The following is a 12,005-nucleotide window of genomic DNA, read 5'->3' on the forward strand; positions in this document are numbered from 1 at the left end:
TCAAAATAGATATTTCCGCAAATATGAAAACAAATTCTGAGTAACATTTAAAATACGCACCAGTATTATTGTTATGGTAATAAAGATATTTTTAACCTGCAAATTGCTATTTTAGGATTTCCGTTGATCAATACATAATGATGAAGAAATTAACCGTGATTGTTCTATGCTGTATGACCTGCCTGTTTTGTTTTGGTCAGGACAATATTGATGATGCACTGGCCTTCCAATATTATCAGCAAGGCAAATACCAGGAGGCTTCAATCCTGTTAGAAAAACTATTCAGCACTACAAAAAACGATGCTTATTTTAACTTGTATGCTTCATCGTTAATCAAGTTGAAGAAATATGAAGAAGCCGAAAAAGTCATAAAAAAACTCATTAGGCAAAGTCCCCAAAACCTGCAGTATAGCATGGCACTCGCGAGGGTTTACCAGGAAAAAGGACAAACTGATGCTGCCAATAAAATGTACATGGAAACCCTAAACAAGCTGCCTGCAGATGAATTTAAAATCCGTGAAGTAGCTAACCAGTTTTATAGTTTTCAAGCTTACGACCTTGCTGTCTCTACTTTTCTGCAGGGCCGAAAGGTATTAAATAACAATAAGATGTTTACCTATGAGCTCCTCACCATTTACCGGTTTAAGAAGGACAAAAACATGCTGGTTCAGGAATATGTAAATGCTTTGCCCGAAATGCCGGAATTGTTGCCCCAGGCCGAAAGTGTACTGTCAACGGTATTCGAAGACAATGCGGACTATCAATTACTGCAAACTGCGTTACTAAAGAAAATACAAAAAGATCCTCAAACAGAAGTGTACAGCAAACTCCTTATTTGGCAATACCTGCAGCAACAGGAATATGAAATGGCACTCCGTCAATTAATTGCACAAGATAAACGCATCAAAGACGATGGAGCAATATTATTTAATGCGGCCAACACGTTCCTTACGAACAAGGCTTACCTTACTGCAATAAAGACCTTTGAATACATCATCAGTAAAGGCAAAGAAAATCCTTATTTCCTACCGGCAAAAGTAGAAATGATTGATGCGCAATATCAACTGGTAATAGCTGGTCAGTTTGATAAAAAGGCAATTGCAGATCTTGCTGTAGCCTACACCTCCATTATCGATGAATACGGAAAAACCGCACAAACAGTTTTTGCGTTAAAAAAACTATCCCACCTTCAGGCATACTATCTTAATCAACCGGAAAATGCAGAAAAGGCTCTCGAAACAGCTCTTGCTATCCCAGGTATAAGCAACACGGAAATCGGTGAGATGAAACTTGAGCTTGGCGATATTTATATTTTAAACAAACAGCCCTGGGAAGCATTCCTTGTTTATGAACAAGTAGCTAAACAATTTGAAAATCAATCTGTCGGAAATGAAGCACATTACCGTTCAGCAAAGCTTTCCTTCTATCAGGGCAATTTTACTTATGCAAAGTCACAGGCCGATGTTCTTAAGGCTTCAACATCACAGTTGATAGCCAATGATGCGTTAAACCTAAGCTTGCTTATATCAGACAATCTTCAATCTGCCGTCGACTCAAATGCGCTGAAAATGTATGCTGACGCAGAAATGCTGCAGTTCAGAAACTTGTCGGCACAGGCTTTAGTAAAATTAGATAGCATTGCGATTGCCTACCCAAACAATAGTCTTCCTGATGACATAATGATGGCCAAATCCAGGATATACATTAAGAATAATGACATTGGCAACGCTGTAAAAATGCTAAAGGAACTGACCGAAACCCAGACAACAAGTATTTGGGCAGACGATGCACTTTTTACACTTGCCGATCTTTATGAAAAAAGCTTAAAAGACATTGAACAGGCTAAAATTCAATATCAAAAACTAATCAATGATCATCCAGGAAGTATGTTTACTACTGAAGCCCGCAAACGTTTTAGAAAACTTCGCGGAGACAATGTTGGCACATAGTTCATATCTTTGCAAGATGTTATTATACAATGTAACCTCAATAATTGAAGACGCATCAGCGGACCGCTGGCTGCAGTGGATGCAGGACGTCCACATCCCACAGGTAATGGCAACCGGCATGTTTGTATCTCACCGTCTGCTTAAGGTTCTTGATTCTCCAAATGAAGGCGTAACTTATTGCGCCCAATACGTAGCCGACAGCATAGAAGATTATGAAACCTACCAGCAACAATTTGCACCCGCCCTACAAGCCGAAGCAGCAGAACTTTTTGCAAATCAGGCTGTCTCTTTCAGGACTTTAATGGAGTATGTAGCTTAGCCTTTATGAACATCACAAAAACCCCAATAGAAGATCTTCTTATTATTGAACCTAAAGTGTGGAAAGATAACCGCGGTTATTTCTATGAAAGCTTTAGTGCCAAATTATTTGCCGAAGCAGGGATCAATGGAAACTTTGTCCAGGACAACCAGTCTTTCTCACAAAAGGGAGCATTAAGAGGCTTGCATGCACAGAGTGACCCATTTGCACAAGGCAAATTGGTCCGTGTAATCCAGGGCAGTGTACTGGATATTGCGGTAGACATTCGAAAAGATTCCTCAACTTTTGGACAGAGCTACAATGTTGTACTTAGCGGAGACAACCATAAACAACTGTGGATTCCCCCTGGATTCCTTCATGGTTTTCTGACACTGGAAGATGAGACTATCTTCACTTATAAAGTAACAAACTACTATGACAAAAACTCAGAAATTGGAGTCATGTGGAACGACCCTGACTTGAACATCGATTGGGGCACCGAAGTAGCTTCTGAAGATTTTCTGTTTTCTGAGAAAGATCTGGGACTACCACTATTTAAAGATTTTAAAAGTCCATTTTAGCAAAAAAGCCCCGGCAATTATTTACCGGGGCTTTTTTCTGTTATTGCTTTATCAAATCGTATAACTCATCCAGCTTCGGAGACAATACAATTTCAATCCTGCGGTTCTTACTTCTGCTCTCCGCTGTAGTGTTTGCTCCCAGCGGCTGGAATTCTCCTTTACCTGTAGCTGTCATGCGCACGGCCTCTACTTTGCTCACCTCAGTTAAATACCGCACTACCGATGTCGATCTCAAAACACTCAAATCCCAATTGTCTTTGATCTGTCCAAGATTATTGATCTTCTGTGAGTCTGTATGACCTTCGACAGCAATATTGATTTCTGGTTGTTGTTTCAATACTTCTGCCAGTTGGCTTAATGCCTGTTTACCTTTTTCATCTATAATGATACTTCCCGACGGGAATAAAAGCTTGTCAGTAAGCGAAACATATACTTTCCCATTTCTGATTTCAACAGTCAGCCCATTCTTTGTAAAACCAAGTAAGGCCTGCTGAAGTTTCTCCTTTAGCTGGTTAGTAGCGGCATCCCGTTTACGCAGAATTTCCTCTACTTCTTTCAAACGTTGCTCACGTTTTTCCAGATCGCTCGAAAGTTTTTTAATTTCTGATGAACTGTTACTACGTAGCTTATCATAGTTAGTGTTCATTTCAGAATACTGATTCCTTAAGTCATTTAAGGCACTGCTCAATCCTGTTGTATCCTTGCGAAGTTTAGCAATCAGGCTTTCAAGGTTTTCATTCATCAATTGTGATTCTGTCCATCCGGTACTTAATGAATCTTGTTTGGCCAGTAAAGCTTTATACTTCTTTGGGGACAGGATTACACAAGAACTGAATGCGCTTGCCAGCAATCCTATAAATAAAAATAAACTGATTTTTCTCATTTGTGTGTTTGGTGTTTATAATTCTTATTCCGCTACTGCGTTTCTCAAAAATACAATAAATGGATAGACTGCTTCAAACGCAGTTTTCAACTTATCAACGATTCCCGGCTTTAAAAATTCTTCATCCTTAATTGGAAAAGTAGCAATAAAACTCTTCAACTTTAAAAGTTCAATATGTGGGTGGTCAGTCTCATACCCCTTTGGCGCATTTTTTAAGGTATCTTCTTTACTGAGTTGAAAAAGATCTTTAAACTTTTTAGCATTAATAATATCCAGAAATTCTGAAGTATTGTAATCTATTTCTTCTCTTATTTTTTTCAGGTCGGCAGCTTCAGGCATCCAAACACCAGCAGCAAAAAAACAACCGCCTGGTTGAATGTGCAGATAATAGCCTGGCTCATTCACGTTCTTTCCTTTTACCGCAAAATAAATCCCGTAATTGTTTTTATAAGGGTCTTTGTTCTTGCTAAAGCGAACATCCCGGTAGATTCTCAAAAGACATTTTTTAGCTTGAGTATCCACAGAAAACTCTGGATCTGCTGCTGCTAATTGGGGAATCAACTGATCAACAAAAGCCAATACATCTGCCTTCGCAGTTTCATATCTGGCTTTATGCTCCGCAAACCATTCGCGGTTATTATTTTGAGCTACATCAGTTATAAAAGATAGTGTATCTGATTTAATCATGGTTTATCGTAAATGGCCTTGTATTTTATTTTTGGCGAGAGCCAATGTAATAAAATCACGCGGGAATAACGATAGTTAAATGGAGCCAAAAGTAAGCATCCTGTAAAAATCACAGTAAGGTAAAGCCAAAGCGATTCGAACTCAAGATTACCTCCCGATAATATATAAGTTGCCACACCAAGCGTGATCATCTCAGCACAATTCATAGCATAACTTACATACATTGCTGCATAAAAATACCCAGGCTCGATTTCAAAGCGCAAACCGCAATGGCCGCAAATTGTATTGGTACGTTGTATGTTGAAGCCGTAGAGACTTCCGGTAAAAATGTCGCCTCTTCTGCATTGAGGACATTTACCTTTTACTATTGCATAGAGCTTAGATGTTCCCTGCATACCCAGTCGATTTTTTACGGTACTTTACATACCACAATACACCCATTCCGGATATGAGAAGATATGGAATTGCAAGGAGATATAGGATACCTGAGTTCAGGCCTTTACCTTGTGTATTTCCATTCTTTGTACTCTGCTCTGCACTAATAGTACACATCGCACATTGTGCTTTTGCCGGGGTAACGGATGAACCCGCAAGCAGCAAAATAAGAACAAAAACAAATGCTATCCTTTTCATGCTACAAATATAGGGAAAGAAAATCTGGACTAAAAATTATAATAAGGAGAGATCATCAGATAAACCACAACCCCCGTAACTGCTACGTATAACCATACTGGGTAAGCCCAGCGAACAATCTTTTTGTGTCGCTCTACTTCCATACTAAACCCTCTTAAAAAGCTAATCAAAATCAAAGGGAGTACCACTACTGCAAGAATAATGTGCGTAGCAAGAATGAAGAAATATATGTATCGCGTGGCACCTACCGCGGCAAGTTCTGCTGCATCAACAATATTGTTGTGATCTATGTCTCCAAACTTTGTATCCTTCTCATAGAGATGAAAAACAATATAAAAAACAAGGAAGATTGCAGATAGGATGAAAGTAATCACGTTAGTTACCTTATGCGCCTGAATATTCTTGTTCTTTATGAAAATCAACGAAACAATCAGCAGAATTGAACACGTAGCATTGATACCACCAATTAAATGCGGCAGTATATAAATAAATGAAGGTCTGGTCTGAGGTGGTGGTACCAGTTTAAGTGCAATTACGACTAAAAGCACTACTGCAGTAACGATCCAGATTAAGCGTAAAAAGAATTTGTCATTCATATCTCTATAATTTGAGGGATTATCTCCCGTCTTTGGTATTTCTTAGCTGTTCTGCCAATAGCACCTTAATTTCATCATCCAATTTAGACAAAGCTTCCTGACTGGTCGCTTCGTAATATCCTCTGATACGTCGTTCTGTATCTAATAACACAAACATATTACTATACACGAATCGCATTTCTCCCCGAACCGGCTCCTGTCTGGCATCAATGATCAAACCGTTATTGATTAGGTTATATAGCTGAGTACTGTCACCGGTAAGAATATCCCATTTACCTGCCTGAGCCGATAATTTCTGAGCAAACTCTGCAATTACCTTAGGTGTATCGTGCACAGGATCTATAGTCAGACCAATAAAATTAACAGCCTTATTGTGCGCATATGTCGCATCGAAAGCCTTCATCGCCTTATTTGCAAAACCAACCCCATCGGTAGCACCTTTTGTATAAAAGACATTTAACACAATTATTTTGCCTTCGTAGCTTTTCCAGGATAAAGTATCACCTTTTTGATTAACCAGTTTAAAATCATTCACATGATGATAAATCGTGTCAGGGATCATTTTGCCTCTCACAGAGTGAAAAGTCTTTCCTACTTCTTTTTTACCAAAAAAAGGCAGCGGTTTGTACCTATTTTTCCCCTGGTCCTGAAGTAAATAATATAAAAATCCTGGTACCGCTAATATGGTGACCAGGATTAATACTTTTTTTATTGAAGCTCCCTTCATTAAACCAATGGCATATGTAAGTGTAAATATCCACCTTCAATAAGCATCAGTACAATAAAGTAAATGATAAAAATAAATGAAACTGTTAGAGACAACTGAAGTCCAAGCTTCTCATATTTAAGGTGCATAAAATAAGCAACAATATAATATGCTTTTAATAATGTTAATGCGATGTAGACAAAGTTACCTATGCCATGAGACATATATCCTTTTGGCAACACCCAAAGTGCAATGATGAATTCAATTACCGTGATCAGCAATAGAATACCAAATACCTGCCAAATCTTTTTCTTATCTAAACCAGCATGTTCGCCATGCCCGTGATCATCGTGTCCGTGTTCTGTATGTATTTCCGACATAATATTTTTTTTGAATGATTAAACCAAATAGAAGAATGTAAATACGAATACCCACACTAAATCAACAAAGTGCCAGTATAAACCAACTTTCTCTATCATCAGGTAATGTCCGCGTTTTTCAAATGTACCGTTAATAGTCATGCACAAGATGATGATATTAATGATCACACCACTAAATACGTGGAATCCGTGGAAACCTGTGATGGTAAAGAATAAGTTTGAAAACTGAAGTGCAGATACAGTAGATACCTCACCTGTAAACAAATGTTTCAGTGTTTCCATATCAGGTATTTTACCCCATCCGAAACCTTCATGGAACAAATGAGTCCACTCAGCTGCCTGACAGCCCAAAAACATAAAACCACCAATGATAGTAGCAACCATCCACCAGATCACCTCTCTCTTAGAACGTCTGTGGCCAGCTTCTACTGCCAACACCATAGTTACCGAGCTCATGATCAGGATAAAGGTCATAATACCCACAAATACTAGTGGATAACCGCCATCTGCTAAGCCTGGAACTGACTGGAAAACCAAATCAGGATCTGGCCATGTAAACTTACTGAAGCGTTGAGCTCCATAGTAAATCAATAATGACGAAAATGTGAATGCATCAGAAACCAGAAAAAACCACATCATTATTTTGCCGTATTCGACTGACCACGGCGAGCGGCCTCCACTCCATGGAGTAGTTTTTACCTGATCTAATTGTGATAATGAACTCATTTTGTAAATAGTAATAGTTTGTTAAAAAATCTAACTGTTCAAAAGTAAAAAAACATACAGATATATCCATAATATATCTATAAAATGCCAAAATATAGAAGCGATTTCCATCCGGTATTTCCGCTGCTCTAAAGACATCTCTTTATAAGTGCCCACAAAGGCATTCAATACAATACATAAACCTGCAAAAATGTGCAATAAATGGAATCCGGATACGATATATATCAGTGATATCGCTGCATTATTATTAGTCAATACTGCACCCGTATTGACCATACTTTTCCATGCATCAAATTGCACATAACCAAAAGCGACCCCCAAAACCATCGTAGCCAGGAGAAAAATCCTTGATAAACTAATATCTCCCTTTCTAAGACCTCTTGCAGCCAGGAAAAGACAAACACTGCTCGCCAGTATAATTCCTGTACTGTACATGAATGCATCTGGCAGTACCAAACCATGACCTTTCCCTTTCGACGCAGCAAAAACAATGTAAAAGCTCGTCCAGCCACCGAACATAATTGTAGATGAAACTACAAAAAGCCACATAATAAACTTCTTAGGCTTGGTATCCTCTCCAGCGTCTACATTTATATCTTGTTTATTTAATGTATGTACCATTTTAATCTATTTAGCAATGAAATCAAATAATAAAACCAGTTGAACTAACGGAAGATAAAAGAATGAGCAAAACATTACTTTTCTTGCACTCGCCAAATCCATATTTATCCACATCTTAAACGCCAGCCAGGCAAATACCAATCCTGCCAACAATGATACCCCGGCTATATAATAACCGCCAAACCCATAAAAAGTAGGTAGCAAACTTACAGGAATTAAGATCAACGTGCTTAAAAACGTAATAAAAGCACTGATTTTGTCTCTCTTAGTGGTGGGTAGCAACCTGAATCCAGCTTTTTTATAATCATCGTCCAGTACCCAGGCAATTGACCAGAAGTGTGGAAACTGCCAGACAAACTGAACCAAAAACAATATCACAGCAATACCGTCGATTCTTCCATGTGCCGCAACATATCCGATAAGCGGGGGTAATGCACCCGGAATAGCGCCAACAAATACTGCAATTGGACTTTTACGTTTCAATGGTGTATAAGCAAAAGCATATAAGAAGATGGAAAAAACAGACAACAACCCAGTCTCTATATTCAACTTACCTAAGAGCCAGGTACCCAGCATACCCATAACCAATCCGGAAACAAGCCCCTGACCGGTGGTCATGTGGCCGGCAGGCATCGGACGGTCTTTAGTACGGGTCATCAGCTTATCCAGATCTACCTCAATTACTTCATTGAAGCAATTGGCAGCAGAAGTCACCAAAAACCCTCCAACGATTAGTATCAGCCAGTTTATCCAGTCTATTCCTGGCGCTTCTCCCCCTCCGATGGAAACCTTCGATCCAATCAGAAAAGTAACCGACGCAGAAAACACAACCAGAAACGTTAGTCTGAATTTTATGAGCTTAGAGAAATCTGCTAAAAACTGTTTCAAATTATATACGATTAATGTCCCTGATGATAAGTATCTGTTCTGTAAACCAGCAAATACAGATAATATTGTAAACTAAACAACAGGGTAGAAAATAAAATATGTAATGCCTGTGCGTATGGAGGCAGTGCAAAGTTAGACAATAATAACCCGGTTACAATCTGAATGATCAATGTAATTGCGATCCCGTTAGCGACCATCAAAGCCGTTGCCTTCCCACTAAATCTATCTTTTACCAATTTGTAGATGATGATGTTTAATATCAGCACAAACATCGCCAGATCCCTGTGATATGAAAAAGTTTTACCAACCATCTCAACCCATTTTGCCCGACCAGTATATTGAAGGTTTTTCGCAATTGCGTCAATAGCCTCCCGAACTTCCGTTCCTAAAACGATCTGAAAGACACTTCCTAAAATAGCAACAAAAATAATTACTTTCAGCCAGTTTACCTTCGCCATAACTACTGTAGTTTGCCTATGTAGCTGCTGAGTATAATTATAGGTATATACCAGGATCGCCAGAATTACAAGTGCAAGAAGCATATGAACCGTAACTATCCATGGCATTAGATTGGTAGAAACTACAATAGATCCCAGCCATGCCTGAAACCCAACTATGATTAAATTTGCAAAACTCAATACCACCACCCGCTTTGCTGATCTTACATAAGCAAAAGAATAGACCACCAGTCCCAATAAAAGAAAACCTGTTATTGCACCCATTAGTCTGTTGATGTATTCCGTCCAGGTCTTGGCCACATTGAAAGTCTCCGGAAGCAGTATAGATTCATCATGCCTGATACTATCTGCCAAATGAGCTTTGCCCATCCTTTCCAGCGTCTTCGCAAAACGTTCATTTTTCGCTACACGCTCTGAAACATACTTTTCTTTATAATCAGCAGGAAGTTGAGAAGCATGGGTCGGGGGAATATATTGATCAAAACACTTAGGCCAATCCGGACATCCCATACCAGAACCAGTACTACGTACGATTCCCCCTGCCAATATCAGCAATAAGGTAACAACTATAGTAATGAGGTTTAGCCTGATAAATCTCTTTTCAGATTTAGGAACCATGGTGTGTATTTGAGTTAAAAAAAATGAGGTATCTGTTGTAAGTACTTACCTACTGCAGATACCCCATTCTATTATAAACTATGAATTAGTCTAATTTTTCTGTATCGTCAGCAGCTTTATTATTTGCTTCCCATTCTCTTTGGATGCGTTCTGATTCTACATCACCTTCAAAATCATGAGGCATATTAGAACTCATCGTCTGAGAGAAAGGTACAGTCTGTGGAATAAAGTCTTCTTCAGCACCTGGCTTGCTATAGTCATATGGCCAACGGTATACTGTAGGGATCTCTCCCGGCCAGTTACCATGCAAGTGTTCTACAGGAGTAGTCCACTCCAATGTATTTGCTCCCCAAGGATTTTGCGGCGCTTTCTTGCCTCTGAAAATCGAATAGAAGAAGTTCCATAAGAAAGCTACCTGAGCTAATGCTCCGAATATAGCTGCCCATGTTACGAATACGTTTACTGTTAACCATTTCTGCATGAACTCAAATTCAGTAAATGCATAGTAGCGGCGAGGTACACCATCAAGTCCTAAGAAGTGTAATGGGAAGAATACCAGGTAAGCCGCAATAAATGTCAACCAAAAATGCAGATAACCCAATTTGCTACTCATCATTCTTCCGAACATTTTAGGGAACCAATGATAAACACCCGCAAGCATACCAAATATTGCCGCAGATCCCATTACAAGGTGGAAGTGGGCAACAACAAAGTAAGTATCATGTAAGTTAATATCCAATGAAGCATTTCCTAAGAAGATACCGGTCAAACCACCAGAGATAAAGAAAGATACCAAACCAATTGCAAAAAGCATCGCAGGTGTAAATTTGATATTACCCCTCCATAATGTAGCCAGGTAGTTAAAAGTCTTAACTGCTGAAGGTACAGCAATGATCAAAGTAGTGATCATAAACACACCACCTAATAGCGGGTTCATACCCGTTACAAACATGTGGTGACCCCATACAATAAACGAAAGTATAGTGATACCGATCAATGAATAAATCATTGCATGGTAACCGAAGATCGGTTTTCTTGAGTTTACAGAGATTACCTCAGACGAGATACCCAATGCAGGCATAATTACTATATATACCTCTGGGTGACCAAGGAACCAGAATAAGTGTTGCCATAAAATTGGCGACCCACCTTCATTAGGCAATACCTGAGTACCCATAACGATGTCAGACAAGTAGAAACTTGTTCCAAAACTACGGTCGAAGATCAATAATACCACACCTGCTACAAGAACAGGGAATGATAATATACCCAAAATAGCTGTCAGGAAGAATGCCCAGATTGTCAATGGCATTTTCCATAAATCCATACCTTTTGTACGCATGTTCAATACAGTACTCACATAGTTGATACCACCCATCAAAGATGATGCAACGAAGAGAACCATACTGATCAACCACATGGTCATACCCAAACCTGAACCGCTAATTGCCGTAGGCAAAGCAGATAAAGGAGGATATACAGTCCATCCCGCACTTGCCGGACCAGTCTGAATAAAGAATGAGCCCATCATGATCACACAAGCCGTAAAGAAGAACCAGTATGAAAGCATGTTAAGGAATGGCGATGCCATATCTCTTGCACCCAACTGAAGAGGGATCAATAAGTTACTGAACGTACCACTCAAACCTGCAGTCAATACAAAGAATACCATAATGGTACCGTGTATCGTCACCAAAGCCAGATAAAAGTCAGGTTTAATCCTTCCTCCCTCAGCCCATTTTCCTAAAAATGTCTCCAGGATAGGGAAGCTTTTGTCTGGCCAAGCCAATTGTAAACGGAACAATATGGATAAGCCCATTGCTATTACAGCCATGATAATACCAGTTATCAGGAACTGCTTTGCGATCATCTTGTGATCCTGGCTAAAGATGTACTTCGTTAAAAAAGTCTCTTTGTGATGTCCATGATCATCATGGCTATCGTGGTTATGTGTATCGTGTAATGATATAGTTGACATAAT

The 12,005-nt window shown here is 39.2% G+C and carries 15 protein-coding genes; 3 read left to right on the forward strand and 12 right to left on the reverse strand.

Annotation, left to right across the window (positions count from 1 at the left end; genetic code table 11):
- Positions 1-137 precede the first annotated feature (137 nt).
- From FA047_RS09795 to rfbC, 3 genes are read left to right on the forward strand one after another with little or no spacing between them, the layout of a single operon-like run.
- On the forward strand, positions 138-1,949 hold the full coding sequence (locus tag FA047_RS09795; RefSeq protein ID WP_225872689.1) for a tetratricopeptide repeat protein: 1,812 nt from the start codon (positions 138-140) through the stop codon (positions 1,947-1,949).
- A 16-nt stretch (positions 1,950-1,965) separates the two neighbouring features.
- A complete protein-coding gene (locus FA047_RS09800) occupies positions 1,966-2,268 on the forward strand; it encodes a DUF4286 family protein (protein ID WP_136835857.1) in 303 nt (100 codons plus the stop codon).
- A 5-nt stretch (positions 2,269-2,273) separates the two neighbouring features.
- Positions 2,274-2,828 carry a dTDP-4-dehydrorhamnose 3,5-epimerase gene (gene rfbC / locus FA047_RS09805; RefSeq protein ID WP_136835858.1) on the forward strand — a complete coding sequence of 185 codons (555 nt, stop codon included), beginning with the start codon at positions 2,274-2,276 and terminating at the stop codon, positions 2,826-2,828.
- A gap of 40 nt (positions 2,829-2,868) precedes the next feature.
- Here rfbC and FA047_RS09810 read toward each other — a convergent pair whose 3' ends face one another.
- From FA047_RS09810 to FA047_RS09865, 12 genes are all read right to left on the reverse strand, one after another.
- Positions 2,869-3,711 (reverse strand): OmpA/MotB family protein, encoded by an 843-nt coding sequence (locus FA047_RS09810; RefSeq protein WP_136835859.1) that lies wholly within the window; start codon positions 3,709-3,711, stop codon positions 2,869-2,871.
- Positions 3,712-3,735: 24 nt separating this feature from the next.
- Positions 3,736-4,398 (reverse strand): DUF2461 domain-containing protein, encoded by a 663-nt coding sequence (locus tag FA047_RS09815; protein ID WP_136835860.1) that lies wholly within the window; start codon positions 4,396-4,398, stop codon positions 3,736-3,738.
- Positions 4,395-4,793, reverse strand: coding sequence for a DUF983 domain-containing protein (locus FA047_RS09820; protein WP_136835861.1), 399 nt, complete (start codon positions 4,791-4,793; stop codon positions 4,395-4,397). Before FA047_RS09820 ends, FA047_RS09815 begins: the two co-directional genes overlap by 4 nt.
- Positions 4,777-5,031, reverse strand: a complete 255-nt coding sequence (locus tag FA047_RS09825) for a hypothetical protein (protein ID WP_136835862.1) — start codon at positions 5,029-5,031, stop codon at positions 4,777-4,779. Before FA047_RS09825 ends, FA047_RS09820 begins: the two co-directional genes overlap by 17 nt.
- 29 nt (positions 5,032-5,060) lie before the next feature.
- Positions 5,061-5,627 (reverse strand): DUF420 domain-containing protein, encoded by a 567-nt coding sequence (locus tag FA047_RS09830; RefSeq protein WP_136835863.1) that lies wholly within the window; start codon positions 5,625-5,627, stop codon positions 5,061-5,063.
- A gap of 19 nt (positions 5,628-5,646) precedes the next feature.
- Positions 5,647-6,354 (reverse strand): SCO family protein, encoded by a 708-nt coding sequence (locus FA047_RS09835; RefSeq protein ID WP_136835864.1) that lies wholly within the window; start codon positions 6,352-6,354, stop codon positions 5,647-5,649.
- Positions 6,354-6,713, reverse strand: a complete 360-nt coding sequence (locus FA047_RS09840) for a cytochrome C oxidase subunit IV family protein (protein ID WP_136835865.1) — start codon at positions 6,711-6,713, stop codon at positions 6,354-6,356. The genes FA047_RS09835 and FA047_RS09840 overlap by 1 nt, the downstream gene beginning before the upstream one ends.
- An 18-nt stretch (positions 6,714-6,731) precedes the next feature.
- On the reverse strand, positions 6,732-7,439 hold the full coding sequence (locus FA047_RS09845) for a cytochrome c oxidase subunit 3 (RefSeq protein WP_136835866.1): 708 nt from the start codon (positions 7,437-7,439) through the stop codon (positions 6,732-6,734).
- A gap of 30 nt (positions 7,440-7,469) precedes the next feature.
- Complete coding sequence (locus FA047_RS09850; protein WP_136835867.1) at positions 7,470-8,060, reverse strand: cytochrome c oxidase subunit 3; 591 nt, start codon at positions 8,058-8,060, stop codon at positions 7,470-7,472.
- A 6-nt stretch (positions 8,061-8,066) separates the two neighbouring features.
- Positions 8,067-8,948 carry a heme o synthase gene (gene cyoE, locus FA047_RS09855; protein ID WP_136835868.1) on the reverse strand — a complete coding sequence of 294 codons (882 nt, stop codon included), beginning with the start codon at positions 8,946-8,948 and terminating at the stop codon, positions 8,067-8,069.
- An 11-nt stretch (positions 8,949-8,959) separates the two neighbouring features.
- Entirely contained in the window at positions 8,960-10,024 is a 1,065-nt protein-coding gene (locus FA047_RS09860; protein ID WP_136835869.1) for a COX15/CtaA family protein, read from the reverse strand.
- 85 nt (positions 10,025-10,109) lie between these two features.
- Positions 10,110-12,002 carry a cytochrome c oxidase subunit I gene (locus FA047_RS09865; protein ID WP_205943280.1) on the reverse strand — a complete coding sequence of 631 codons (1,893 nt, stop codon included), beginning with the start codon at positions 12,000-12,002 and terminating at the stop codon, positions 10,110-10,112.
- Positions 12,003-12,005: the final 3 nt, after the last annotated feature.

This window comes from Pedobacter frigoris (assembly GCF_005116445.1).
Taxonomy (GTDB): domain Bacteria; phylum Bacteroidota; class Bacteroidia; order Sphingobacteriales; family Sphingobacteriaceae; genus Pedobacter; species Pedobacter frigoris.